At 74.0% G+C, this 22497-nt stretch carries 31 protein-coding genes; 9 read left to right on the top strand and 22 right to left on the bottom strand.

Going from position 1 to position 22497, the window contains the following annotated elements; translation table 11 throughout:
• Positions 1-7 precede the first annotated feature (7 nt).
• Together FHD63_RS15045 and FHD63_RS15050 are read left to right on the top strand one after the other, a co-directional pair.
• Positions 8-472, top strand: coding sequence for a hypothetical protein (locus FHD63_RS15045; RefSeq protein ID WP_139722750.1), 465 nt, complete (start codon positions 8-10; stop codon positions 470-472).
• A gap of 19 nt (positions 473-491) precedes the next feature.
• Entirely contained in the window at positions 492-1001 is a 510-nt protein-coding gene (locus tag FHD63_RS15050) for a putative immunity protein (protein ID WP_139722751.1), read from the top strand.
• Positions 1002-1014: 13 nt separating this feature from the next.
• On the opposite strand, the gene FHD63_RS15055 is transcribed toward FHD63_RS15050, so the two are convergent.
• The 6 genes from FHD63_RS15055 to FHD63_RS15080 form a co-directional block, all read right to left on the bottom strand.
• Positions 1015-1566, bottom strand: a complete 552-nt coding sequence (locus FHD63_RS15055) for a GNAT family N-acetyltransferase (protein ID WP_202978389.1) — start codon at positions 1564-1566, stop codon at positions 1015-1017.
• Between the two features lie 19 nt (positions 1567-1585).
• A complete protein-coding gene (locus FHD63_RS15060; RefSeq protein ID WP_139722752.1) occupies positions 1586-1855 on the bottom strand; it encodes a hypothetical protein in 270 nt (89 codons plus the stop codon).
• Between the two features lie 39 nt (positions 1856-1894).
• Complete coding sequence (locus FHD63_RS15065; protein WP_139722753.1) at positions 1895-2122, bottom strand: hypothetical protein; 228 nt, start codon at positions 2120-2122, stop codon at positions 1895-1897.
• 19 nt (positions 2123-2141) lie between these two features.
• Complete coding sequence (locus tag FHD63_RS15070) at positions 2142-2555, bottom strand: VOC family protein (RefSeq protein ID WP_139722754.1); 414 nt, start codon at positions 2553-2555, stop codon at positions 2142-2144.
• A gap of 86 nt (positions 2556-2641) precedes the next feature.
• Positions 2642-3673 carry a succinylglutamate desuccinylase/aspartoacylase family protein gene (locus FHD63_RS15075; RefSeq protein WP_139722755.1) on the bottom strand — a complete coding sequence of 344 codons (1032 nt, stop codon included), beginning with the start codon at positions 3671-3673 and terminating at the stop codon, positions 2642-2644.
• Positions 3670-4158: an ATP-dependent zinc protease family protein gene (locus FHD63_RS15080; RefSeq protein WP_139722756.1), complete on the bottom strand. Its 489-nt coding sequence runs from the start codon at positions 4156-4158 to the stop codon at positions 3670-3672. Before FHD63_RS15080 ends, FHD63_RS15075 begins: the two co-directional genes overlap by 4 nt.
• 25 nt (positions 4159-4183) lie before the next feature.
• Between FHD63_RS15080 and rimK the strand changes: the two genes are divergently transcribed.
• On the top strand, positions 4184-5386 hold the full coding sequence (gene rimK, locus FHD63_RS15085) for a 30S ribosomal protein S6--L-glutamate ligase (protein WP_139722757.1): 1203 nt from the start codon (positions 4184-4186) through the stop codon (positions 5384-5386).
• A 130-nt stretch (positions 5387-5516) separates the two neighbouring features.
• Here the strand turns inward: rimK and FHD63_RS15090 are convergent, their stop codons facing one another.
• From FHD63_RS15090 to FHD63_RS15110, 5 genes are read right to left on the bottom strand one after another with little or no spacing between them, the layout of a single operon-like run.
• A complete protein-coding gene (locus FHD63_RS15090; protein ID WP_139722758.1) occupies positions 5517-6179 on the bottom strand; it encodes an SDR family oxidoreductase in 663 nt (220 codons plus the stop codon).
• 36 nt (positions 6180-6215) lie between these two features.
• Positions 6216-6686: an SRPBCC family protein gene (locus FHD63_RS15095; protein WP_158296814.1), complete on the bottom strand. Its 471-nt coding sequence runs from the start codon at positions 6684-6686 to the stop codon at positions 6216-6218.
• Between the two features lie 38 nt (positions 6687-6724).
• Positions 6725-7417, bottom strand: coding sequence for a sirohydrochlorin chelatase (locus tag FHD63_RS15100; RefSeq protein WP_158296815.1), 693 nt, complete (start codon positions 7415-7417; stop codon positions 6725-6727).
• A gap of 52 nt (positions 7418-7469) precedes the next feature.
• The gene (cobA, locus tag FHD63_RS15105) at positions 7470-8780 is read right to left on the bottom strand and encodes a uroporphyrinogen-III C-methyltransferase (RefSeq protein ID WP_139722761.1); all 1311 of its coding nucleotides are present in this window, start codon (positions 8778-8780) and stop codon (positions 7470-7472) included.
• The gene (locus FHD63_RS15110; RefSeq protein ID WP_139722762.1) at positions 8777-9544 is read right to left on the bottom strand and encodes a phosphoadenylyl-sulfate reductase; all 768 of its coding nucleotides are present in this window, start codon (positions 9542-9544) and stop codon (positions 8777-8779) included. Before FHD63_RS15110 ends, cobA begins: the two co-directional genes overlap by 4 nt.
• Positions 9545-9975: 431 nt before the next feature.
• On the opposite strand from FHD63_RS15110, the gene FHD63_RS15115 reads away from it, so the two are divergent.
• Genes FHD63_RS15115 through FHD63_RS15125 form a run of 3 tightly spaced genes read left to right on the top strand, consistent with a single transcriptional unit; the run spans position 9976 to position 12088 of the window.
• Positions 9976-10347, top strand: coding sequence for a GntR family transcriptional regulator (locus FHD63_RS15115; RefSeq protein ID WP_139722763.1), 372 nt, complete (start codon positions 9976-9978; stop codon positions 10345-10347).
• Positions 10344-11225: an ATP-binding cassette domain-containing protein gene (locus tag FHD63_RS15120; RefSeq protein ID WP_139722764.1), complete on the top strand. Its 882-nt coding sequence runs from the start codon at positions 10344-10346 to the stop codon at positions 11223-11225. Before FHD63_RS15115 ends, FHD63_RS15120 begins: the two co-directional genes overlap by 4 nt.
• On the top strand, positions 11222-12088 hold the full coding sequence (locus FHD63_RS15125; protein WP_139722765.1) for a hypothetical protein: 867 nt from the start codon (positions 11222-11224) through the stop codon (positions 12086-12088). The genes FHD63_RS15120 and FHD63_RS15125 overlap by 4 nt, the downstream gene beginning before the upstream one ends.
• Positions 12089-12228: 140 nt before the next feature.
• Here the strand turns inward: FHD63_RS15125 and FHD63_RS15130 are convergent, their stop codons facing one another.
• A complete protein-coding gene (locus tag FHD63_RS15130; RefSeq protein ID WP_139722766.1) occupies positions 12229-13191 on the bottom strand; it encodes an EamA family transporter in 963 nt (320 codons plus the stop codon).
• Positions 13192-13263: 72 nt separating this feature from the next.
• Between FHD63_RS15130 and FHD63_RS15135 the strand changes: the two genes are divergently transcribed.
• Complete coding sequence (locus FHD63_RS15135; protein WP_139722767.1) at positions 13264-14160, top strand: LysR family transcriptional regulator; 897 nt, start codon at positions 13264-13266, stop codon at positions 14158-14160.
• 55 nt (positions 14161-14215) lie between these two features.
• On the opposite strand, the gene FHD63_RS15140 is transcribed toward FHD63_RS15135, so the two are convergent.
• Positions 14216-14824, bottom strand: coding sequence for a triose-phosphate isomerase (locus tag FHD63_RS15140; protein ID WP_139722768.1), 609 nt, complete (start codon positions 14822-14824; stop codon positions 14216-14218).
• Here FHD63_RS15140 and FHD63_RS16765 point away from each other — a divergent pair.
• A complete protein-coding gene (locus FHD63_RS16765) occupies positions 14816-14968 on the top strand; it encodes a GntT/GntP/DsdX family permease (protein WP_238705703.1) in 153 nt (50 codons plus the stop codon). The two genes, FHD63_RS15140 and FHD63_RS16765, sit on opposite strands and share 9 nt — an antisense overlap.
• Here FHD63_RS16765 and FHD63_RS15150 read toward each other — a convergent pair.
• From FHD63_RS15150 to fdhA, 7 genes are all read right to left on the bottom strand, one after another.
• Positions 14950-15474 (bottom strand): SRPBCC domain-containing protein, encoded by a 525-nt coding sequence (locus tag FHD63_RS15150; protein ID WP_139722769.1) that lies wholly within the window; start codon positions 15472-15474, stop codon positions 14950-14952. The two genes, FHD63_RS16765 and FHD63_RS15150, sit on opposite strands and share 19 nt — an antisense overlap.
• Complete coding sequence (locus tag FHD63_RS15155; RefSeq protein WP_139722770.1) at positions 15471-15857, bottom strand: ArsR/SmtB family transcription factor; 387 nt, start codon at positions 15855-15857, stop codon at positions 15471-15473. Before FHD63_RS15155 ends, FHD63_RS15150 begins: the two co-directional genes overlap by 4 nt.
• Before the next feature lie 210 nt (positions 15858-16067).
• Positions 16068-17153 (bottom strand): homocysteine S-methyltransferase family protein, encoded by a 1086-nt coding sequence (locus FHD63_RS15160; RefSeq protein WP_139722771.1) that lies wholly within the window; start codon positions 17151-17153, stop codon positions 16068-16070.
• A 188-nt stretch (positions 17154-17341) separates the two neighbouring features.
• Positions 17342-18475, bottom strand: coding sequence for a DNA glycosylase AlkZ-like family protein (locus FHD63_RS15165; RefSeq protein WP_139722772.1), 1134 nt, complete (start codon positions 18473-18475; stop codon positions 17342-17344).
• Entirely contained in the window at positions 18472-18810 is a 339-nt protein-coding gene (locus FHD63_RS15170) for a TfoX/Sxy family protein (protein WP_139722773.1), read from the bottom strand. Before FHD63_RS15170 ends, FHD63_RS15165 begins: the two co-directional genes overlap by 4 nt.
• Before the next feature lie 19 nt (positions 18811-18829).
• A complete protein-coding gene (locus FHD63_RS15175) occupies positions 18830-19399 on the bottom strand; it encodes a mycothiol transferase (RefSeq protein ID WP_139722774.1) in 570 nt (189 codons plus the stop codon).
• A gap of 66 nt (positions 19400-19465) precedes the next feature.
• Positions 19466-20680 (bottom strand): formaldehyde dehydrogenase, glutathione-independent, encoded by a 1215-nt coding sequence (fdhA, locus tag FHD63_RS15180; RefSeq protein ID WP_139722775.1) that lies wholly within the window; start codon positions 20678-20680, stop codon positions 19466-19468.
• A 182-nt stretch (positions 20681-20862) separates the two neighbouring features.
• On the opposite strand from fdhA, the gene FHD63_RS15185 reads away from it, so the two are divergent.
• On the top strand, positions 20863-21570 hold the full coding sequence (locus FHD63_RS15185) for a M50 family metallopeptidase (protein ID WP_139722776.1): 708 nt from the start codon (positions 20863-20865) through the stop codon (positions 21568-21570).
• Here FHD63_RS15185 and FHD63_RS15190 read toward each other — a convergent pair.
• Both FHD63_RS15190 and FHD63_RS16770 read right to left on the bottom strand, forming a co-directional pair.
• Positions 21555-22187, bottom strand: coding sequence for a sulfotransferase family 2 domain-containing protein (locus FHD63_RS15190; protein ID WP_139722777.1), 633 nt, complete (start codon positions 22185-22187; stop codon positions 21555-21557). The two genes, FHD63_RS15185 and FHD63_RS15190, sit on opposite strands and share 16 nt — an antisense overlap.
• Positions 22188-22258: 71 nt before the next feature.
• Positions 22259-22363, bottom strand: coding sequence for a PspC domain-containing protein (locus tag FHD63_RS16770; RefSeq protein ID WP_139722778.1), 105 nt, complete (start codon positions 22361-22363; stop codon positions 22259-22261).
• Positions 22364-22497: the final 134 nt, after the last annotated feature.

Below are 22497 nucleotides of genomic sequence, written 5' to 3' on the forward strand. Positions count from 1 at the left end.
GGCTCGCATGGCTGAGTGGCAAGCGACCGTGGAAGCAGTGGGACTGGCGATGAGCGGTGACCGGGAGGCCGGCCTCGCTGCGCTCATGAGGGCCTGGGAGGAGACTCGGGAGGGCGACCATGCGCGCCGGTGCGTCATCGCGCACTACGTGGCCGACCTCCAGCCCTCCCTCGAGGACGAGGTGCGCTGGGACGAGGTGGCGCTGGCAGAGCATGCCCAGGTCGCCGACGCCGACCTGGCGCCCGTGGGGATCACCTCAGCCGCAAACATGGCGCCCAGCCTCCATCTGAACCTCGGCGACGGCTACCTGCGCCAGGGACGACGACGCGAGGCCGAGGCCGAGCTCGAGAAGGGACTGCAGCAGCGGCACGAGCTCCCGGCGGACGGCTACGGAGACATGATCCGAGGCGGGCTGGACCGGCTGCGCTCACGACTGGACGAGGCGACCGGAGAGGAGGACCGCGAGGCGTAACCGGTGCCAGGATGGGTCGGTGATCCTGCCCGAGGTGCGTGACCCCCGTCTCGTCACGGTCCGGCGGGGTGGGCTCCTCAGCGACGCCGACCACGCCCTCCTCGCCCTGTGGGCAGCGGACTGCGCCAGCCACGTGCTGCACCTCTTCGAGCAGCAGGTCCCGGACGACCACCGCCCGCGCGACGCCATCGCCGCCGCCCGCGCCTGGGCGGCGGGGGACCTGGGGATGATGCGGGCCAGGGCGGCGGGCGGACATGCCATGGGTGCCGCCCGGACGCTGCGCGGAGCGGCCCGGTTCGCCGCCTACTCCGCCGGTCAGGCCGCCTGCGTGGGGCACGTCGCCGAGCACGACCTCGGCGCCGCCGCCTACGCGATCAAGGCCGTCGTGGCGGCATACCCGCACGATCCGGACGCGCGCCGCGCGGAGCGCGACTGGCAGCGAGACCAGGTCCCCGGGCACCTGTCCGCCCTGGTCGTCGAGGACCAGGCTCGCCGCAACGACCTCTGCTGGTCGGTGTTCGGCGACTGACGGCGAGGCGGCGTCAGAGCACGCGCTCGAAGAGGTGGAACTGGTCCAGGTCGGTGCCCTCGTAGTGCAGGGTGTGGACGCCCAGGTCGGCGAACCCGCAGCGGGCGTAGAGCCCACGCGCCGCGGCGTTCTCGACGTAGGTGTCCAGACGGACCGCGCGACACCCCTTCTCCCTCGCCACGTCCAGCGTGGCGTCGACGAGGAAGCGCGCGACGCCCCGGCGCAGGAAGTCCGGGCACACCCCCAGGGCGTGCACCACGAGCACCCGCTCGGGAGGTGCCTCGAGGGCCCAGGACGCGCGCCGGTAGGCGTCAGGCGCGTCGTGGTTCAGCGCTACGACCCCGGCGACCCGTCCGTCCGTCGGGTCGAGCGCGAGGTACAGCTCGCCGGCGTCGACCCAGTCCTGGACCTCGGTCTCGGTCGGGCGGTTCTCGGTGTGCCAGTGGGGGAAGTCCGCCGTCGCGGCCAGGTGGTCGATGATCCGCCGGTATGCCGCGTGCGCGGCCGCGGCGTCGCCGGGCCCTGCCTGACGAAACTCCAGGCGCACGGGCTCGTCGCGTTCCACCAGGGCAATGTAGCGAGGGCTACCCGGCGGGCTCGACGTCGACCTCGAGGAGCACGCCCGTGCGGGCCTCTCGGCGGGTCTCCCCGGGGACAGGCCATTCGTCCCGGTTCAACCCGACGCGGGTCACACCCTCGTACCGAGCGTGTGGCGACTCGAAGACCCACGTGCCGCCCTGGGCGGGGTCCTGCACATACCAGCGATGCTCCGTCCACATCCGGACGACGACCCCGGGGGTGACCGGCCAGTCCATAGGCGCGAGATAGGTGTCCACGGAGAGCACCCCGGTCATCTCTCCCGGTCCTGCCGTCATCGTCAGAGGCGTCTCGCATTAGGCCGTGACGGGGCCGATCTCCAGACGGTAGGCGTCGTGGCCAAAGGACAGCCCCTCCCATCTCGGTAGGGGCGTCACCCCCACCGTGCGGTTCGTCACCAGCTCGAGAGGCCACGACCCCTCGACTCCGTGGAGGACCAGAACCTCGGAGAAGGCGTCCCCGACGGCCACGCCGTAGCCACGGTCGCCCAGCACCCAGTCCTCGCAGTGGACCCTCAGGCGCATCGAGCCACCGTCCCCGTCCTCACGAGGCGTGCGGGCCCGCGATGTTGACCATCCAGGACACCCCGAACTCGTCGACCAGCGTGCCGAAGGTGTCGCCCCACATCTGCGGCTCCAGCGGCATGGTCACCTCACCACCCTGCGCCAGCCCGTCCCAGTAGCCGCGCAGCTCGGTCTCGTCGTCCCCGCTGAGGCTGAGCGAGACGTTGCCGTCGGAGCCGGCGGCAGGCATACCCGGAGGCGTGTCCGAGGCCATGATGACGAGACCGGAGGGAGCGACGAGCTGCGCGTGCATGATGCCGTCGGCGCCCTCGCCCTCCATGCCGTACTCACCGAAGGTGTTCATCGAGAGGTCACCACCGAAGACCTGCTGGTAACGCTGCATCGCCGCCTGGGTGGTGCCGGCGAAGGAGATGTAGGGGCTGAGCGTGGACATGCCGGGACCTCCCTGGTCGCTGACGGCCCATCCGTCAGGGTGAGCCGCAACCTACTCCTGTCCACCGACACGCTCGACCCGTCGCGTCAGGGGGTGTCGGTGTCCCGGGCGTCCTCGTCCAGGCCGGACCGGTCGGTCGACTCGATCTCCCCGATATGCACGAGCGCATCACCCCGGTTGACCAGCGGCGCCTCGGCGCGGCCGATGACCACGCCGTCGCGGTCGGCCTTGACGATGGCCAGCCGCTTGCCGAAGGAGTTGAACAGCTCGCCGAGCCGCTCCCCCTCGCTCACCCGCTGCCCGAGCGCGACGTCCATGTGCACGATGCCGGTGCGCCGCGCCCGGACCCAGCCGCTGCGCCAGCAGATGTCGCTGGGGCTCTCCGCGGGCTCGATCCCCACCTCCTCGGGGTCGACCATCCCGAGGTGCGCCAGCACCCGCAGCACCCCGTCGACGCCGGCGACGATCGCCCACTCGTCGAAGCGCCACGCCTCGCCGCCCTCGTAGAGCAGCACCCGCGCGCCCCGCTCGCGGGCGGCATACCGCAGCGAGCCGTCCCGGAGCTTGGCGTGGTAGGCCACGGGCGCCCCGAACGCCTCCGCCAGCCCCCGGGTCTGCTCGTCCTCGAGGTCGCAGCGGATCTGCGGCAGGTTGGAACGCCGGTCGGCCCCGGTGTGCAGGTCGATGCCGACGTCGGAGGGGCCGATGACCTCCTTCATCATGAGGTGCGCGATCCGGCCGGCGAGCGACCCGCGCGCCGATCCGGGGAAGCTGCGGTTGAGGTCGCGGCGGTCCGGCAGGTAGCGGTCGCCCGACATGACCCCGAGCACGTTGACGATCGGCACGGCGAGGACGGTGCCGCGGATGGTCTTGGGGTCGAGCCGGGCCAGCACCCGCCGCACCACCTCGATGCCGACGACCTCGTCGCCGTGGATCGCTGCGCTCAGCCACAGCGTCGGCCCGTCCTCCCGCCCGTGGAGCACGTGCACCGGCAGGCTCACCTCGGCTCCGGTGACCAGGCGGGAGATCGGGAGCGAGACCTCCCGGCGGCTGCCGGTCCGCACCTTGACGGTGCCGATGGGGAAGGACGGCCGCAGCCGGCGTCGGGTCGTGCTCATCGCTTGCCCCAGTTGCGCCGCCGCACGGCCCGCTCCGGCCGGCCACCGGCGTAGCTGACCGACGGGTCGACGAGGAAGCCCTGGACCAGCGCCTCCCGCCCGACGAGCATCCGGAAGCCCATCTCGTCACGGTCGGTCAGCGTCACCTCGGCCTGCACGTCGTGGCCCCCGAGGACGAGCGGGAGGAGCACGACATACCGCTGCTCCTCGTGCCCGGAGGAGGAGCGGACCGAGCGCGAGTCGTGCACCGGCAGCTCGACGGCGACGGAGTCCTCGGCGCTCGCCTGCCACGGGTGGACGCTGAAGCTCACCCAGTCCCGCCCGCCGCGGTCGAAGCCGCGCAGGTCGAAGGCGTGGAGCGCCGAGGTCTTGGCGCCGGTGTCGATCTTGGCCTTGATCCACGGCACGTCGATCCGCGGGATCTGCACCCACTCCCGCCATCCGACGACGGCGCGATCTGTGGTGAGATGGTTCGACCCTGTCACCCGCTCATCCTCTCAGGACTGCCCGATGAAGCTCGCCATCCTGTCCCGCTCGCTGCGCGCCTACTCCACCCAACGGCTGCGGACCGCCGCCCTCGAGCGCGGCCACCAGGTCAAGGTCCTCGACACGCTGCGCTTCGGCATCGACCTGTCCGGCGACGAGCCCGACCTGCACTTCCGCGGCCGGCCGCTGTCGACCTACGACGCCGTGCTCCCCCGCGTCGGCGCGTCGGTGACCTACTTCGGGACGGCGGTGGTGCGGCAGTTCGAGCAGATGGACGTCTACACGCCCAACACCGCCAACGGCATCATGAACAGCCGCGACAAGCTGCGGGCCACCCAGATCCTGTCTCGCCACAACATCGGGATGCCGGCGACGGCGTTCGTGCGCAACCGCGCCGAGATCCCGCACGCCATCGAGATGGTCGGCGGGGCGCCGGTGGTCGTCAAGCTGCTCGAGGGCACCCAGGGGATCGGCGTCATCCTCGCCCCGACGATGAAGGTTGCCGAGGCGATCATCGAGACCCTGCACGGCACCAACCAGCAGGTGCTCATCCAGCGCTTCGTCAAGGAGTCCAAGGGCAAGGACGTGCGGGCCCTCGTCGTCGGCGACCGGGTCGTCGCGGCGATGCGGCGGCGCGCGCAGGGCGACGAGTTCCGCTCCAACGTGCACCGCGGCGGGAGCGTGGAGCGGGTCGAGCTCGACCCGGAGTACGAGGAGATCGCCGTCCGCGCCGCCCACATCATGGGCCTGCGCGTCGCCGGCGTCGACATGCTCGAGGGCAACGACGGCCCGCTCGTCATGGAGGTCAACTCCTCCCCCGGCCTGCAGGGCATCGAGGCCGCCACCAAGCTCGACGTCGCCGGCGCGATCGTCGACTACATCGCCGACCAGTCCGGCTTCCCCGACATCGACGTGCGCCAGCGGCTCGCCGTCTCGACGGGGTATGGCGTCGCCGAAATCGCGGTCATGTCCGGCTCCGAGCTGGTCGGGCAGACGATCGAGGCCTCCGGGCTGTGGGAGAAGGACATCCAGGTGCTCACCCTGCACCGCGGCACCCGGGTGGTGCCCAACCCCTCGGGCGACAAGGTGCTCGAGGACGGCGACCGGCTGCTGTGCTTCGGCAAGCACGAGCACATGCGCTCGCTCATCCCCGCGCGGTCGCGGCGGCCCCGGCGGGTCCGCAAGCTGCCGAAGACGCCGATCCTCGAGGACGTGCCCACGGCCTGAGCCTGGGGTCTGTGCTCGGCGGGCACGACCGGGGGACCGGCACGAGCGGGGCGGGCCACCCGGAAGCCTGTGCGCACACGCGGACGGCCGGGCCCGGCGAAACCGGGGCCCGGCCGTCCGTCGGGGTGTCTCAGGCCGTGCGGGCCACCGCGTCGATCGGCGTGTCGCCGTTGAGGAACTCGATCATCCGGCCGCTGAGGTCGGTGCGGTCCACCGCGGCGGCCAGCACCGCGGCCACGTCGGCCCGGCTGACCTGACGACCCTCCGGCGTCTGCACGTCACCGGTGCCGTCGCCCAGCACCTCGATGCGGCCGGTCGGCTCGTCCAGGCTGAGCGCACCGGGGGCGATGATCGTCCAGTCGAGACCGCTGGCACGCAGGTGCGCGTCCGCGGCCGCCTTGGACTCGGCATACGTGAAGAAGGCGTTGTCCTCGGGCACGCCGTGGTCCTCGCGGGCCCCCAGGTAGCTGACCATGAGGTAGCGGCCGACGCCCGCGCGCTCGGCGGCGTCCATCGTCCGGATCGCGGCGTCGCGGTCCACCGCGACGGTGCGCTCCGGGTCGCCGCCGCCGGCTCCGGCGGACCAGATGACGAGGTCGTAGCCCTCCAGCAGGGTGGTCATCTCGTCGGTGTCCATCGACCCGACGTCCGCGACGACCGGGGTCGCCCCCGCCTCGGTGACGTCCTGCGACTGGTCCGGGTTGCGGATCACCGCGCCGACGTCGTGCCCACCCAGCAGGGGGTGCAGCAGCATGGCGATCTTTCCGTGTCCTCCGACAATGGCTATACGCATACCGGGGTCAACACCGACGCGGGGGTCACTGTTCCGTCAGCGGGCCCTCCGGCCCAGACCGGCTCGGGCCGAGCGCATCATCGCGGCGTGGTTGGCGCGCAGCACCCAGCGGGCGGGCGGCAGCGCGGCCAGGTGCCGCAGCCCGGGCTTGGCCAGCAGCACCCGCTGCTCCCAGACCATGCGGCAGCCGCCGGGGGCCGGGGTGACCTGCACCTCGACATACCCCTGCAGGTCGCCGTCGACGTCGACCCGCAGCTGCCCGGTCTCCCGGTCCTCGCGCTCGCGGGTGAGGACCAGGTCGAGCGGGACGGGCAGCACGGAGCGCGCCCGCACCCGCGCGCGGTCCGGGCTCAGCTGCTCGACGCTGCGCACCTGCCGCCACCAGGACGGGTATGCCCCGAGGTCGACGAGTCGGTCCAGCACCACCGCGGGCTCGACCGGGAGGACCCAGTCCTCGCGGAAGGTGAACCAGCGGTCCCGGTCCGGAGCCTGCGGTGGGGTCGGCATACCCGTCATCCTCGCCGATGCGGTCCGGCCCGGGCGGCTCAGCGGGCCGGCTCGCCCGTCGCGGCCTCCCGGTAGCGCCGGACGACCAGGTCGCGGAGGAGGTCGTGGGTGCCGAGAGGGCCGGTGGCGACCGCGCCCCCGGCCTCGGCGATCCGCTGCGCCTTGGTCGCGAAGTAGCCGGGCGAGAGCAGGTGGGTCGCCAGCACCATGCGGGCATGCCCGGCGATCCGCAGCGCGGTGAGCGCGCAGGCCGCCCGCGGGCCGGGGCCGCTGAGGAAGGCCGTGGCGGTGGCCGTGCCCAGGCGGGAACCGACCAGCTCGGCGACCCGGGCCACCTCGGCGCGGGCGGCGTCGACGCTGGACCCGGCCCCGACCACCAGGACCGCGTCGGCGTCCGCGTCGATCTCGCGGACCCGGTCGGCCAGGGCGTCGACGACCTCGTCGGCAGCCCCGAGCGCCGGCGTCAGCGTCGACCCCGGCAGCGCCTCGAGCGCCGAGGGGACGTCGTGTTTCACGTGGTACCCCGAGGCGAGGAAGAACGGCACCACCACCGGGTCAGTGACGTCGGCCAGCACCTCGTCCAGGGTCGGGCCGCAGACGTCGACGTAGCCGACGAGGGCGGGGACGGGCATCCCCAGCGCCGCCGCTGCGCCGTCGGCGCACCGGCGCACGACCGCCTGCCCGTCCGGGCTGGCGGTGCCGTGCGCGGCGACGACGAGGGGCCGGCTCATGCGGTGCTGCGGGTGAGCGGTCGGGTGATCCGGGCGGCGGTCGGGGTCCGGCTCATGCGACGGCGTGGGCGGCGAGGTGGCGGGTGGACCGCTCGCTGACATCGTCGGAGGCGGCGGCGTCGGCGGAAGGCCCAGGCCCGCCCGCGCCCTCGCCCTGCTCCGCCCACCCGTGCGCCAGGGTGACGACGTCACCGACGACGACGACGGCGGGCGAGGTGACGCCCACCTGCTCGGCCCGACCGGCGATGTCGGCGAGCGTGCCGAGGGTGACCCGCTGCTCGGCGGTCCAGCCGCGCTCGACGATGCCCACCGGGCAGGCCTCCGGCCGCCCCGCGGCGACCAGACGGGAGGCGGTCTCGCGCAGCCCGGCGACCCCCATGAGCACGACGAGGGTGTGGTCGGTGCCCGTGGGCAGCCCGGGGAGCTCCTCGTGCCCGGTCACGACGGTGAAGCCACGCGCCAGCCCGCGGTGGGTGACCGGGATGCCCGCCGCGGCGGGGACGGACACGGCGCTGGTGATGCCCGGGACGACCTCGACCGGCACCCCCGCCTCCTCGCACGCCGCCCGCTCCTCGCCACCGCGGCCGAGGACGTAGGGGTCGCCGCCCTTGAGCCGCACGACCCCCTGCCCCCGCCGGGCCTCCTCGACGAGGATGCGGTTGATCTCCTCCTGCGGCACCGGGTGGTGCTGCGGCTGCTTGCCCACGTCGACGACGCGCACGGTCTCGGGCAGCCGGGCCAGCACCGCCTGCGGGACCAACCGGTCGGCCACGACGACGTCGGCCGCCGCCAGCAGGGTGGTGGCGCGGCGGGTGAGCAGCTGCTCCTCGCCCGGACCCGCGCCGACGAGCGCGACCCAGCCGCCGTGCGGGCGCCGGGCACGCAGGTCGACGACGCCTCCGGTGAGGTGGTCGGCGAGGTCGGTGCGGATGCCCGCCGCACGGCGCGGGTCGCCCCCGGCGTGCACGGCGACCCGGACCTCCCCGGCGGGGGTCGGTACGGCGGCACGGGCCGGGACCTGCGCGCTCCCCGCGGCCGCGTCCCCGGCGCTCACGCAGAAGGTATGCCGTGCCTCGGCGTCCGCCGCGACCCGGCGGTCCGTCTCCGGGTCGCCGGTCGCGGTGTGCACGAGGAAGGCGCCGTCGAGGTCGCGGGCACCGGCATACCGGCGCGGGGTCCACGACAGGGTGGTGCGCTCGGACAGCGACGCGGTGAGCGCGGGGCACAGCTCGGGGCTGACGACCTCGACCGCGGCGCCCTCGGCGAGCAGGTCGGCGACCCGGCGGGCAGTGACGGGCCCGCCGCCCACGGCGACGACGCGCCGCCCCGACAGGGACAGCCCCAGCAGGAACGGTCCGCTCATGACGCCTCCCTCTCGCGCTCGTCGGCTGCCGGCCCGCCGTGCAGGCCGCACTCGGTCTTGGCGGAGCCCGACCAGCGGCCCGCCCTCGGGTCCTCGCCCGGGGCGACCCTGCGGGTGCACGGGCCGCACCCGATCGAAGGGTAGCCCTGGTCCAGCAGCGGGTTGGCCGGCAGGTCGTGGAGCTCGGCGTAGAGCGCGAGCTCCGCGTCGCTCCAGGCGGCCAGCGGGTTGATCTTGACCACCCCGAACGACTCGTCGAAGGCCACCAGCGGCGTGCCCGCCCGGGTCGGGCTCTCGGCCCGGCGGACGCCGGTGACCCACGCGTCGTAGCCGGCCAGCGCCCGGCGCAGCGGCTCGACCTTGCGCAGGGCGCAGCAGGCGCCGGGGTCACGCTCGTGCAGCCGCGGCCCGAGCTCGGCGTCCTGCTCGGCCACGGTGCGCTGCGGGCGCACGTCGACGACGGTGACGTCGAGCTGCGCGGCGACGCGGTCGCGGGTCTGCAGGGTCTGCTCGAAGTGGTAGCCGGTGTCGAGGAACAGCACGTCGACGCCCGGCCGGTGCCGCGAGGCCAGGTGCGGCAGCACCGCCTCGGCCATGCTCGAGGTCACCGCCAGCCGCTTGCCGAAGGTCCGGGCGGCCCAGGCCAGCACGGTGTCGGCGTCGGCGTCGATCAGCTCCTCCGCGGCCTCGGCGGCGAGGGCCCGCAGCCGCGCGCGCTGGTCGCGCTCGGTCGGGGACGCCAGGTGCAGGGTGGTCGTGCTCATGGTCACCTCGGGGTATGTCGCTGGGCTGGGTCGCGCGTCGCGGCGCAGGCGGGCCGTGGTCGGCCCCGGCGCTGCGGCGGGTCCGCGGCGACCCGGTGGGGCGGAGGGGGTTCAGCGACAGGGGCACATCAGCATGCTGCTGACGCGCAGGAGGTCCACTTCGTGGCAGGTCGTGAGGTGCCAACCCCGGGAGAGCATGCACCCATCATGCCCAGTTATCCGTACGGTCACAAGTCGTTGGGTCGCCCTCCACCCCCACCCCCCTCCCCACACCGGACGCGTCGTCAGCACACACCGGACGCGCCTCGGGGCCGCACAGGACGCGCGGCCAGCTCGCACCGGACGCGCGAGCCGCATACCGGACCAGGGTTGACGCCGCGCCACGTCCTGTGGTTCATTAGTTAAGTAATGAACCACAGAAGCGAGCGCTGATGTTCGACGGACGGGACCCCATCTACCTGCAGATCGCCGAGGCGATCCGCGGGGAGATCCTCACCGGCGCCCTGCAGGAGGGGAACCAGGTGATGTCCACCACGCAGTACGCCACGACCTACCGCATCAACCCCGCCACCGCCGCCAAGGCGTTCGCCGAGCTGGTCGCCGAGGAGGTCCTCGTCAAGCAGCGCGGCGTCGGGATGTTCGTCGCCGAGGGCGCGACGAGCCGGTTGCGCGCCACCCGGAGGGAGGCGTTCTTCGACGAGCGCCTCGCCCCCGTCGTGCGCGAGGCCGCCGCCCTCGGGATCACCGCCGCCGAGCTGACGGCATACCTGCACACCCACCTCGACCAGGAGGACGACCGATGACCGGCCTCTCCGTGACCACCCGGGACGCCACCGTCCGGTATGGCGCCACGCGCGCCCTCGACGGCGTCACCCTCGACCTCGCGCCGGGACGCATCCACGGCCTGCTCGGCCGCAACGGCGCCGGCAAGACCACCCTGCTGTCGCTCCTCGCGAGCTTCCAGCAGCCCAGCTCGGGGGCGGTCGCCCTGGACGGGCGTGACCCCTTCGAGGACGAGAGCCTCATGCAGGACACGTGCCTCATGCGGGCCACCGGCGACCTCGCGGCGGACCTGAAGGTCCGCGACATCCTGCGCCTGCACCAGACGGGCCGCCCCCGCTTCGACCGGGACCTGGCCGACCACCTGCTCGACCGGTTCGACATCCCGCGGGGCCGCCGCCTCGCCCGTCTCTCCCGCGGGCAGCAGTCCGCGGTCGCGGCGACCCTCGGCCTGGCCAGCCGCGCGCCGCTCACCATGCTCGACGAGGTGCACCTCGGCATGGACGCCCCCACGCGGCAGGAGTTCACCGAGGCGCTGCTGGCGGACTTCGCCGAGCACCCCCGGACGATCCTCGTCTCCAGCCACCTCATCCACGAGATCGAGCACGTGCTCGAGACCGTCACGATCCTGCACCGGGGTCGGGTGGTCCTCTCGGAGGAGGCGGACGACCTGCGCGCCCAGGGCACCACCGTCACCGGCCGCGCCGACCGCGTCGAGGCGATGACCCGGGACCTGCGGGTCGTCGGCCGGCGCGACCTCGGCCCGACCCGCGAGGCCACCGTGCTGGGCCGACCTCACCCCGCCTGGGTCACCGAGGCCGACCGCCAGGGCCTGCAGCTGGGCGCCGTCCCGCTGCAGGACCTCCTGATCCACCTCACGAGCGACAAGGACGCAGCATGAGCACGCCCTCGAGCCCCGGACCGTCCACCAGCCCGGGCCGACCCACCGCCTCCGTCGCCCAGAGGTCGGCGCCGGCGGACGCACCCGCGCAGGCAGCGCCCGGAGAGACGCCCGGTGGCGCCACCGTGGCGGCGACGGCCGTCGCGCCCTGGGTGCGGCTGACCCGGTACGTCCTGCGCTGCCTCCTCGGCATCACGGCCGGCACCGTGGTCGTGCTCGCCGTCGCGTGGGCGGCCGCCGTCGGGCTGGCGGCCGGCGGCGTGGATCTCGTGGCCCAGATCACGCACTACGCCACCGTCTCGACGGTGCCGTGGGTGGCGTTCACCGCGCTCGTCATCGGCGTCGGTGCCCAGGTGCGTCACTACGTCCACGCCGGCTTCACCCGTCGAGCCGTGACGGTGGCCGGGCTGGTCAGCTCGCTGGTCGTGGCGGTGGTGTTCGCCGTCGCCACGACGCTGCTGGACCGCGTCGGGCTCGGGCTGGTGGCGTCGGCCCTCGGGGTCGACCTCTTCCTCCAGACGGCACCGTGGTGGGTGCTGCTCGGTGCGATGTTCCTGGTCTGCCTGACCGGGGCGGTGTGCGGTGTGCTCGTCGGCGCCAGCTTCGCCCGGTGGGGCGGGTGGGCGACGTTGTTGCTCCCGCTGACGGCGGGCCTGCCGTTCTTCGTCCAGGACGTCCTCACCCGGTCGGTGACCTTGCGCGGTGAGGGCGCGGGAGGTCCGCCCAGCTGGCTGGAGCAGGTGCAGGCGGCACTCCCGACGGTGCCGACCCTGGCGCTGTCGCTGCTCGTCCTCGGCCTCACCGTCGCCGGGACCTGGCTGGTCCTCCGCCGGCTCCCCCTCCCCCCTCGCGCCTCCGCCTGAGCCAGACGCGAGCCCCGCGGGCGCCAGCTGAGCTCGCCAGCGGTCCTTTCGCCCAGGGCACTCGTGGCCGGCGGGGTCCTGAGCAGAGAAGGGCTCCCCGCTCGGGGGATGTAGCACCTGCGTCGAGCACTTTCCTCTGCTCAGGTCGCGCGGGGTGGCGAGCAAGCCGTCGTGACCGGCACCCCGTCGCCGTCGACCCCCGCGGGCGCCAGCCCGGCAGCGGCGTGCTCGGGGCGACCCCGCCGGGCCGCCCAGAGCACGCCGCCCACGACGAGCGCCCCGCCGGCGAGCTCGAGCGCCGTCGGCCGCTCGCCGAGCACCCACCACGCCGCCGAGATGCCGACGACCGGCACGAGCATCGAGAAGGGTGCGACGACGCCGGCCGGGTGGCGGGCCATGAGCCACACCCAGATCCCGGAGCCGACGACCGTGCCGAGCACGACCGTGTAGGTCAGGCCCAGCCAGGCCGGCAGCGCGGCCGCCGTGCCGGACGTCGCGAGCGCGGCCCAGATCTGGCCCGGCCCCTCGACCAGCACCGACACGACGAGCATCGGCAGCGGCGGCACGACCGACATCCACAGCGTGAGGTGCAACGGGTTCGGCGGGGCGGCGAGCCGGCTGGAGAGGTTGCCGATCGCCCACCCGAACGCCCCGAGCACGACGAGCAGGAAGGGCACGAGCTGCCCGGCGCTGCCGTCGGCCCGGCTGGCCCCGACGACGACCAGCCCCAGCACCGCGACGCCCACGCCGACCGCGCGGCGCGGGGTGAGGCGCTCCCCCAGCAGCAGCACCCCCAGCAGCACGGTGAACGGTGCGGACGCCTGCAGCACCAGCGAGGCCAGACCGGCGGGGAAGCCCGCGGCCATCCCGAGGTAGAGCCCGACGAACTGCAGCGTCCCGAACCCGAGCCCGTAGCCCACCAGCCACCGCACCGGCACCTGCGGCCGGGGCACCAGCAGGAGGGTCGGCACCGCCAGCACCGCGAAGCGCAGCGCGACGAGGAACAGCGGCGGGAAGTGCTCCAGCGAGGCGTGGATGGCCAGGAAGTTCAGCCCCCAGAGCGCTGCGACCAGGACGGCGAGGAGGGTGTGGCGCAGCGGCATACCTCCGAGTCTGTGCGCGACAACCGGAAAGGTCTAGCGACTCTTCATGACGTGACTACTTAGGCTGGCTTCATGGACGTCCGACACCTGGAGCTGCTCCGCGAGCTGTCGGTGCGCGGCACCCTCGCCGCCGTCGCCGCCGCGACCCACCGCACGCCCTCCGCGCTCTCCCAGCAGCTGCGCACCGCCGAGCGGGACATGGGCGTCACCCTGGTCGAGCCGGTCGGGCGCGGGTTGCGGCTGACCGCCGCGGGGCAGCTGCTCGCGGACGCCGCGGACGAGGTATGCCGTGCCCACGCCCAGGTGCAGGCGCGCCTGGACGCGGCTCGTGGGGAACCCCGGGGGCGGGTCAGCATCGGCACCCTCCCCAGTGCCGGGGAGGCGCTGCTGCCCGACCTCGTCGACGCCCTGGCCGGCAGCGCGATCGAGCTGTCCCTCGACGACTTCGACCTCGCCGAGGCGGACTTCGCCACCCGCACCCTCGACGCCGACGTCGTCATCGCCCACAGCCTGCGTGGCGACGTGCCCACGGGGGCCGAGCAGCTGACCTCGCGGGTGCTCGCCCGGGAGCCCATCGACGTCGCGCTGCCGGCCGGCCACCCGCTCGCCGACCGGGACACCCTCACCCCCGGCGACCTCGTCGGCACCACCTGGATCGGCGTGCCCGAGGGCTACCCGTTCGACACGATCCTGCTGGCCGCCGAGGCCCTCACCGGGCAGCCGCTGCACCGCGTCCAGCGGCTGCGCGACAACCCCCTCATCCGCTCGCTCGTCGCCCGCGGGGTGGGACTGGCGCTGCTGCCGCGCTTCACCACACCGACCGACGAGCACGTCGTGCTCCGCCCCCTCGTCGGCGTCCCGGCGCGGCGTGCCGTCGTGGCCCTGTGCCGGCCCGACCGCTACGCCCGGCTCGCGGTCCGCACCGTCGTCGACGAGCTGGAGGGCATCGGCAGCGCCCTGACCGGGTGACCGGACCGGGCCGTGCGCCGGTGCACGACCAGCCCACCGGCCGCCCCGGCCGGGCTCAGCCCTCGGCCACCCGCGAGGCGATCTCGAGCAGCCGCACGTAGCCGTCCAGCTCCCAGGCGGCGCGACCGACGAACAGGCCGGTGACACCGGCGATGCCGAGGAGCTCCGGGGCGTTCCCGACGTCCACCGACCCGCCGTAGAGCAGCCCGAGGACCCCGGCGCCGTGCTCACGGTCCAGCGCGGCGAACGGCTCGGCCAGCTCCTCCACGGTCGCCGCCCGGCCGTGCTCGCCGATCGCCCAGATGGGCTCGTAGGCGATGAGCACGCGGGCCAGGTCCGCCTCGCCCAGACCGTCCAGGGCGCGGGCCACCTGCCCCAGGACGTGGTCCGTCGAGCCGCCGGCCTGCTTGACCTGCTCGCTCTCCCCGACGCAGAGGAGGGGGACCAGCCCTCGCTCCAGGACGGCGGCGACCTTCCTGCGCACCGTCTCGTCGGTCTCGCCGAAGTGCTCACGCCGTTCGGAGTGGCCGATCTCGACGAGCCGGGCGCCGGCGTCCTCGGCCTGCTGCACCGAGATCTCGCCGGTCCAGGCGCCCTCGGGCGCCCAGTGCGCGTTCTGCGCCCCCAGCACCACCGGGGAGCCCGGCCCCAGCTCGTGGCGCACGGCAACGACTCGGGCTTCTGGCTCATCGGACGGTTCTGCGGCTTCGACACCGTCACCACCCTCAAGACCTGGTCGGTCATCGCCACCGCCGTCGGCTTCATGGCCTTCGGTCTGGCCTACGTGCTCTACCTGGTCGTCGCCTGACCGGCGCCCTCGGGGAGCCCGAACGCCACGGCATACTCGCCGCTCAGGTCGAGGTAGCCCTCCCAGGCGACGGTCGCCGTCTCCCCGGTGCGCACGGACTCCTCGAGCCGGTCGAGGTAGTACTCCCAGCCCGGCCCCACGCCGGTCACGAGCGACCGGTCGGTGAGCACCTGGGCGAAGCGCAGCGTCGTGACGCCGGCCTCCTCGGACAGGCGCAGGTCGAGGGTCCACACCTGGGCGGGGTCGTCGTTCTCGTTGTGGACCCGCAGCCGGGTGGGCTCCTCGCACACCTCGATCACGTAGGTCTCCGTGGGCATCTCGTCCTCGTAGGCCCAGGTCAGGCGCACCTTGCCGGAGCTCGGGTCGCCGGTCCAGGTGGCGAACCACCGCCCCAGCCGCTCACTCTCGGTCACCGCCGCCCACACGTCCGCGACCGGCGCGCGGAAGGTGCGGGTCAGCAGCAGGTGCTCCTGCCCGTCGATGGTCTCGGGTGCTCCGGTGATCATGCGGTCTCCTCGGTGTCGTCGGTGGCGGGGGTATGCGGTGCCTCGCCCGGGCGGCGCTCGCGCACCGTGCGGCGCACCTCGAGGTCGAGGGCGTCGAGGACGTGCTCACCGACCGGCGGGGCCGGCCGGGCGTCGGCCAGCCGCCGCGCGTAGTCGACGACCTCCCTCAGCGGCGCGGCCTCGAGCCGGTAGTGCCGCTCGCGGCCGACCTCCTGCGCCCGCACCAGGCCGGCCTCGCCGAGCACCCGCAGGTGGCGGCTCACGGCGGGGCGGGAGATCCCACGGCCGGTCGTGAGGTCGACCACCCGGCAGGCACCCTCGTCCGCCAGCTGCTCGAGCAGCGAGCGCCGCACGGGGTCGGCGAGAGCGGCATACGCGTCCATGCAGATAGGTAACCATGTGATTACCTATCGTGCAACCCCCTGGCCCTCCCCGCCTGAGCAGAGAAGCAGGGCCCACTCGGGGGCCGCAACCCCTGCGGCAGGAGGGTTTCTCTGCTCAGGCGGCGCGTCGGTCCCCGGCCGCCGGCGAGGCCGCCAGCCGCGGCGAGAGACCACCCGCCCCGGGCCCCGGCCGCAGCGAGACCCGGGCTCTCAGGCGGAGTCGCCGAGGCCCCGGATGTGCTCGGGGAGCCGGGCGTTGTCGCCGTACATGAAGTGGTTCTGCATCTTCTCCGAGAAGCGGCTGGCCTCGGTCTCCCGCCCGACCGCCTCGGCCACCTGGCGGATGAGCATCGGGGAGGCCCCGCAGCACACGCCGAGGTAGGTGATGCCGAGCGCGAAGGCCTCTGCGGCGAAGGCACCGACCTCGTAGCGGTTGCACGCGAGCGGGTCCAGGGCCGTCGGGAAGGTGCGGCCGTGCGGCGAGGGCACCAGGACGCCGTTGTCGTCGGTGAGGTTGAAGAACGTCGGCTCGGCCTCGGTCGTGCGGTAGGGCACCGGCAGCGCGGCGACGTGGCAGCTCACGGCCTCCCGGATCTGCCGCAGCCAGGGCAGCATCGTGGCCGGGCCGCGGAAGCAGTTCATGCCCACGACGTCGGCACCCCCCTGCTCCAGCCGCTGGCACACCTCGACGATGCCGACCCCGTCGCGCATCTCCTCGCCCGCCATGGGCGCGACGGTGAGCACCACGGGCAGCCCGCTGGCCCGGGCGATCTCGAGGGCGGCCTCGGCCTCGCCGGCGTAGTAGAAGGTCTCGCCGATGATGAGGTCGGCGCCCTCCTCCACCGCCCAGCCGACCATCTCCTCGAACATCGCGCGCACCTCGCGCTGGGCGTCCGGGCTGTCCGGGTCCCAGACGTTGCTGTTGGAGATGTTTCCGGCCACGAGGTCGCCGGGCTTCTCGTCGGCGACCTCGCGGGCGATCTGCAGCGCGGCCCGGTTGAGCGGCTCGAGCAGCTCCTCCTTGCCGATGACCCGCATCTTCTCGCGGTGGCCGTTGTAGGTGAAGGCCTCGACGATGTCGCTGCCGGCGCGCTGAAAGTCGCGGTGCAGCGTGCGCAGCGCGTCGGGGAACTCCAGCGCCACCTCGGGGACGAACTCCCCCGCGGTGAGGTAGCCGCGGCGCTCGAGCTCGAAGAGGAACCCCTCGGCGCAGATCACCGGACCCTGGTCGAGGCGCTCGACGAGCCTGCTGGGCGTGGTGGTGGTCCGGGGGTCGTCGGTCTGCGTGTCGGTCATCGCTGCTCATCCCTCGCCGGCTCGTGGTCGCGCAGGGCCCGGTCGCGCCCTGCCGCCCCGGCGGTGGTGGACCGGTGGGCCCCGCCCCCACCGGCGGCACCGCGATGCTACTCCTGGCGCGCGGCCCGTGGGCGTGCGGCGGGAGACGTCGAGGCGGCCGCCGTCGCCGTGCTGCGCCCGCGTCGGCGTCAGCCGCCCAGGTGGGCCGGCAGGCCGACCTCCAGGCCCAGCCACTCGGCCAGGTCGTGGATCTCGGAGAGCACGCGGTCCCGTCGGGCGGCGCTCCACGCCCCGTCCTCGTGCAGCGCGTCGACGCGCAGGACCCCGCGACGACGATCGGCGGTGGCGTCCAGCTTGCCGACGAGCTGGTCGCCGTCGAGGACACGCAGCGCGTAGTAGCCGAACCTGCGCTGCGCCTTCGGCTTGTACATCTCCAGGACGTAGTCGAACCCGAAGAGCTCGGCCATCCGGTCGCGGTCGAAGACCAGCCGGTCGATCGGGCAGAGCAGCGCGGCGCGACCGGCGAAGGTCTCGACCGGTCCGAGGTATGCCGGGTGCACCCGCCAGCTGCCCCGCACCCCGTCGACCTCCGCCTCCTCGCCCGCGGCCCGGGCGTCGGCCGGCTCCGTGGGGCACTCCGGGCCGCGGGCGCGCAGCAGCCCCAGCGCGGCCAGGCGCCGCTCGTCCAGCTCGGCCCGCGCCTGCTCCAGCGGGACCGCGGGGACGTCGGGATAGACCCGCCCGGCGACGTCCCAGAGCCGCTGGCCGCCCGCGCGGCCGGAGACGGCGACCTCGCCCCGGGCGACCATGAGGTCGAGCAGCCGCTGGACGTTCTTGTCGTCGGTCCACCCGCTGGAGCGCCACGCCACCTCGGTCGAGTCCGGCAGGGCGCCGGTGGGGGTCGGGCCCTCGGCCGCCAGGTGGGCCAGGATGTCGCGGCGCCCGCGGTCGTTGGCCTCGACCCAGCGGGCCAGCCCCTCCTGCCAGGGACGCAGCGTGCCGTCCCGCCGCGACGGCGCCGGCCACGCCTCCATCTCGGCACGCCACAGGGCGACGTCCTCGGCGGGCCGGACGAAGCCGAGCAGCTCGACGAACGTCCGGTCGGCCAGCCGCCGGTCCAGCTCGCCGGTGTCGTAGGCGCTGCCCAGCCGGCTCCACAGCACGAGGTGGTGCGCGGGGGCCACGGCCTTGACCGGGTCGATCTGCAGCAGCGTGAGCTCGCGGACGGTCTCGACGACGTCACCCGGGCGCTGCCGGGTGAGCAGCTGGGCGCGCACGGCGACCCGGCGGGCGTCGCGGCGGGAGAGCCGGTGCACGCTCACGGCGTCGGCGGCTGGGCCCGCGCCCGGGCCACCCCGAGGGCGACCAGCTCGGCGAGCAGCTCGTCCGCGACACCCTCCCCCGCCCCGTCGGCGTGCACCCACTCGCGCATCGGACGGCCGCGCATGACCATGCGCTCCAGCCCGTCCCGGCCCACCAGGTCGTCGGCGAGCGCCTCGTCGACGTGGACCATCACGCCCTCGCCCCCGGTCGCCGCCACCGCCATGTGACCGGCGACGAGGAAGGCGAGCCCGCCGAACATCCGCCGCTCGACCACCCCGGGCTCGTCCGCCAGGAGGTCCCGGATCCGCTGCGCCAGCCCCGCGTCATACCCCATGGGACGAGTATGCCGCCGCTCACGTCCACGCCGCGGGTGGCGACCAGTCCTCGGGCGGGTCCTCGCCGACCCGGCCGTCGACCGCCTCCCGGAGCAGGTCGGCGTGACCGGTGTGGCGTCCGTACTCCTCGAGCAGGTCGAACAGCATCCGGCGCAGGCTGAGCTCGATCCCGAACTCCTCGCCCCAGGAGATGATCCGGTCCAGGCCGTCGGCGGCGATCGCCTCGCGGTGCCGGCCGCGGGTCGTGGCGACCGCCTGCACGTAGCGCGCGTAGAGCTCCTCCGGCGGGTCGTCCGCGGCGCTGTCGAAGTCCCAGGACGGCGTGGCCTGCCAGTCGACCTCCGCCCACGGGCTGCCGGGCGAGGAGCCGTCCAGCCGCCACGTGCCGGCGACCGCCTCCACGCCGGCGAGGTGCTTGAGCAGACCGCCGAGGGTCAGCGAGGAGGCCCCGACCCGGGTCCGCAGCCCGGCGGCGTCCAGACCCTCGGCCTTCCACCAGAAGGTCATCCGCTGCCGGTCGAGCGCACCCAGCAGGTGCGCGGTCTCGTCTCCGGTGCGCGGCGGCTCCCACACGGGTGAGGTGTTCATGACCGCGACGCTAGCCCTCGCGGCGGACAACGGGTGTCCGCCACGAGGGCCGGTGCGTCGCTCCGCTCAGGCGACCATGCCGTGCGGGTCGATGACGAACTTCGTCGCCGCGCCCTGGTCGAACTCGGCGTAGCCGCGCGGCGCGTCGTCCAGGCTGATCGTCTGGGCGTTGACGGCCTTCGCGATGTGCGCCCGGTCGTGCAGGATCATGTTCATCAGCTGCCGGTTGTAGCGCTTGACCGGGCACTGACCCGTCGTGAAGTGCTGCGACTTGGCCCAGCCCAGGCCCAGCCGCACCCCGAGGGTGCCCTCCTTGGCGGCGTCGTCGACGGCACCGGGGTCGCCGGTGACGTAGAGCCCCGGTATGCCGATCCCGCCGGCCGCGCGGGTGACCGTCATGGCGTCGTTGAGCACGGTGGCGGGCGCCTCGTCGGCGCCCTGACCGTGACCGCGCGCCTCGAAGCCCACCGCGTCGACGGCCGCGTCGACCTCGGGCTCCCCGACGACCTGCTCGATCTTCTCGACGAGGGTGCCGTCGGTGCTCAGGTCGATCCCGACGCACCCGAAGCTCTCCGCCTGCCTCAGCCGCTCGGGGTTCATGTCACCGACCATGACCACCGCCGCACCGAGCAGCTGCGCGCCGTGCGCGGCCGCCAGGCCCACCGGGCCGGCCCCCGCGACGTAGACCGTCGACCCGGTGGTGACCCCGGCGGTGTAGGCGCCGTGGTAGCCGGTCGGGAAGATGTCGGAGAGCATCGTCAGGTCGAGGATCTTCTCCAGCGCCTGGTCCCGGTCGGGGAACTTCAGCAGGTTGAAGTCGGCGTAGGGGATCATGACGTACTCCGCCTGCCCGCCGATCCAGCCGCCCATGTCGACGTAGCCGTACGCCGCGCCGGCGCGGGCCGGGTTGACGTTGAGGCACACGCCGGTGTGACCGGCGTTGCACATCCGGCAGCGCCCGCAGGCGATGTTGAACGGCACCGAGCAGATGTCGCCCTCGTCGACGAAGAGCACGTCCTCGCCCTTCTCGACCACCTCGCCGGTGATCTCGTGGCCGAGGCTCTGCCCGACCGGGGCGGTGGTGCGGCCGCGCACCATGTGCTGGTCGGAGCCGCAGATGTTGGTGGTGACCAGCTTGAGGATCACCGCGTGCGGTGCCGCCTTGGCGATGCCGAAGTGGTCGGCCACCTCGCCCGGGATCTCGAGCTTGGGGTAGTCGACCGAATCGACGGCCACCTCCCCGGGTCCCTTGTAGACGACGACGCGATTCCCTTGTGCCATGGCGCTCGACTCCTTTGTCCGCTGACGGCGCGCCGGACGGCGCACCCGGGTGCGACCGCGGTAGGCCGGCGGACGGGAGCGGTCGTCGCTCCCCTCGTGCGGCATACCGTCCGCACCTCTCTCATGCTGGCCCTGCCCCGCGTTCCCCGCAAGCGCCCAGCCGCACCTGGCAGGCTCGTGCCGTGCTCCTCGACCTGTGGGACCGTGCCACCACGACCCAGCCGCCGCTGACCTGGCCGGTCAGCCTGCTGCTGGGCGCCGTGGCGCTGGCGCTCACCTGGAGCCCGGCCGGCTACCGCCTCGTCCGCCACCTCGTCACCCTGGTCCACGAGGCTGGGCACGCGCTGGTGGCGGCGCTCGTCGGCCGGCGGCTCACGGGGGTCCAGCTGCACTCGGACACCTCCGGCGTCACCGTCTCCCGCGGCCGCCCGCGCGGACCGGGGATGGTCGCGACCGTCCTCGCCGGCTACCCGGCGCCCGCGCTGGTGGGGCTGGCCGGGGCCTTCCTCCTGGGGGCGGGGTATGCCGCGGGCCTGCTCTGGGCGCTCGTCCTCACCTGCGCGCTCATGCTCGTGCTCATCCGCAACCTCTACGGGCTGTGGGTCGTGCTCGCGACCGGCGCCAGCGTCGCCCTGCTCTCCTGGTCGGTGAGCGGGCGGATGCTCTCGGCGGTGGCCTACCTCGTCGTCTGGTCGCTCCTGCTCGCCGCCCCGCGCTCGGTCGTCGAGCTGCAGCGGCAGCGCCGCCGGCGCGGCGAGCGGGGCAGCGACGCCGACCAGCTCGCGCGGCTGACGCGGCTCCCGGCGGGGCTGTGGATCGTCCTCTTCTGGCTCGTCTGCGCGGTATGCCTGGTGCTGGGGGCGCGAGAGCTGGCTCAGGGCCTCGGGTAGTCGAAGGTGCTGAAGTCGCGCTTGTAGAAGCGGCGGACCATGCGCCGGGTGGCGGCCGAGATCTCGACGTCCGAGGAGCGGCGCGGCCCCGCGGAGCTGTCCTTGAACTGCTCCGGACCGCCCTCGAGACCCAGCTCGTGCGCGTCGCTCAGCCGCCGCAGCCCCTCGGCCAGCCCGTCCTCCAGCCGCAGCACCTCGGCGCCGGGCACGAGGAACTCGTGCTGCGGGCGCAGGTGGTTGTCGAAGAGGTAGGGGTTCGTCCTGGAGCGGCGCACCGACCGGCGGAACCACGACGCGACCGCCGACCCGCGCAGGTCGACCTCGTCCTTCTTGCGGTGCCGCCAGATGTACTCCGAGCGCAGCCGGGCGACCGGCTCGCGCACGACCGTGAAGACGAGGTCGAAGCGCTGGAGCCGGAACAGCTGCTGCAGCGGCTCGCCGTGCAGGTGCTGGGGCCCGCAGACCATGAGGTGGTTGAGGGTGCCGCGGCCGTACCTCGCGCTGAAGAAGGCCTGCTCCCAGCCGTTGGCCCGGAAGAGGTGCTCGACCGAGGTGCCGCCGGTCTTGGGCACGTGGATGAACAGCACGGAGCGGCCGTCCTTGCGGTAGACGGGCACGGGAGGCTCCTCACGGGTCGGGGTCGGGCGAGGATCAGGCTACGACGATCCCGGCACCGCCCGGGTGCGGCTCACTCGGACGGCATGATGACCCACAGCACCAGGTAGGCCAGGATCTGCGGGCCCGGCAGCAGCATCGAGAGCAGGAAGAGGATCCGGACGAGCGTGGGGCTCATGCCGAAGCGGCGGCCGAGGCCGGCGCAGACGCCGGCGAGCCGCGCTGACGGGGGCGGACGAGGGCGGGGGAGGAAGCCATGTCCCCCACGCTGGGCCGCCTCGGGGCCGGGGACCAGAGGGACTCCACCCGGGC

This window comes from Serinicoccus chungangensis, assembly GCF_006337125.1.
Classification (GTDB): Bacteria; Actinomycetota; Actinomycetes; order Actinomycetales; family Dermatophilaceae; genus Ornithinicoccus; species Ornithinicoccus chungangensis.

Excerpts from the sequence above, each read along its gene's own strand:
- FHD63_RS15045 (WP_139722750.1), top strand. The coding sequence starts at position 8 with ATGGCTGAGTGGCAAGCGACCGTGGAAGCAGTGGGACTGGCGATGAGC.
- FHD63_RS15060 (WP_139722752.1), bottom strand. The coding sequence starts at position 1,855 with ATGACCGGGGTGCTCTCCGTGGACACCTATCTCGCGCCTATGGACTGG.
- FHD63_RS15065 (WP_139722753.1), bottom strand. The coding sequence starts at position 2,122 with ATGCGCCTGAGGGTCCACTGCGAGGACTGGGTGCTGGGCGACCGTGGC.
- FHD63_RS15070 (WP_139722754.1), bottom strand. The coding sequence starts at position 2,555 with ATGTCCACGCTCAGCCCCTACATCTCCTTCGCCGGCACCACCCAGGCG.
- FHD63_RS15075 (WP_139722755.1), bottom strand. The coding sequence starts at position 3,673 with ATGAGCACGACCCGACGCCGGCTGCGGCCGTCCTTCCCCATCGGCACC.
- rimK (WP_139722757.1), top strand. The coding sequence starts at position 4,184 with ATGAAGCTCGCCATCCTGTCCCGCTCGCTGCGCGCCTACTCCACCCAA.
- FHD63_RS15090 (WP_139722758.1), bottom strand. The coding sequence starts at position 6,179 with ATGCGTATAGCCATTGTCGGAGGACACGGAAAGATCGCCATGCTGCTG.
- FHD63_RS15095 (WP_158296814.1), bottom strand. The coding sequence starts at position 6,686 with ATGCCGACCCCACCGCAGGCTCCGGACCGGGACCGCTGGTTCACCTTC.
- FHD63_RS15100 (WP_158296815.1), bottom strand. The coding sequence starts at position 7,417 with ATGAGCCGGCCCCTCGTCGTCGCCGCGCACGGCACCGCCAGCCCGGAC.
- cobA (WP_139722761.1), bottom strand. The coding sequence starts at position 8,780 with ATGAGCGGACCGTTCCTGCTGGGGCTGTCCCTGTCGGGGCGGCGCGTC.
- FHD63_RS15110 (WP_139722762.1), bottom strand. The coding sequence starts at position 9,544 with ATGAGCACGACCACCCTGCACCTGGCGTCCCCGACCGAGCGCGACCAG.
- FHD63_RS15115 (WP_139722763.1), top strand. The coding sequence starts at position 9,976 with ATGTTCGACGGACGGGACCCCATCTACCTGCAGATCGCCGAGGCGATC.
- FHD63_RS15120 (WP_139722764.1), top strand. The coding sequence starts at position 10,344 with ATGACCGGCCTCTCCGTGACCACCCGGGACGCCACCGTCCGGTATGGC.
- FHD63_RS15125 (WP_139722765.1), top strand. The coding sequence starts at position 11,222 with ATGAGCACGCCCTCGAGCCCCGGACCGTCCACCAGCCCGGGCCGACCC.
- FHD63_RS15130 (WP_139722766.1), bottom strand. The coding sequence starts at position 13,191 with ATGCCGCTGCGCCACACCCTCCTCGCCGTCCTGGTCGCAGCGCTCTGG.
- FHD63_RS15135 (WP_139722767.1), top strand. The coding sequence starts at position 13,264 with ATGGACGTCCGACACCTGGAGCTGCTCCGCGAGCTGTCGGTGCGCGGC.
- FHD63_RS15150 (WP_139722769.1), bottom strand. The coding sequence starts at position 15,474 with ATGATCACCGGAGCACCCGAGACCATCGACGGGCAGGAGCACCTGCTG.
- FHD63_RS15155 (WP_139722770.1), bottom strand. The coding sequence starts at position 15,857 with ATGGACGCGTATGCCGCTCTCGCCGACCCCGTGCGGCGCTCGCTGCTC.
- FHD63_RS15160 (WP_139722771.1), bottom strand. The coding sequence starts at position 17,153 with ATGACCGACACGCAGACCGACGACCCCCGGACCACCACCACGCCCAGC.
- FHD63_RS15170 (WP_139722773.1), bottom strand. The coding sequence starts at position 18,810 with ATGGGGTATGACGCGGGGCTGGCGCAGCGGATCCGGGACCTCCTGGCG.
- FHD63_RS15175 (WP_139722774.1), bottom strand. The coding sequence starts at position 19,399 with ATGAACACCTCACCCGTGTGGGAGCCGCCGCGCACCGGAGACGAGACC.
- fdhA (WP_139722775.1), bottom strand. The coding sequence starts at position 20,680 with ATGGCACAAGGGAATCGCGTCGTCGTCTACAAGGGACCCGGGGAGGTG.
- FHD63_RS16770 (WP_139722778.1), bottom strand. The coding sequence starts at position 22,363 with ATGAGCCCCACGCTCGTCCGGATCCTCTTCCTGCTCTCGATGCTGCTG.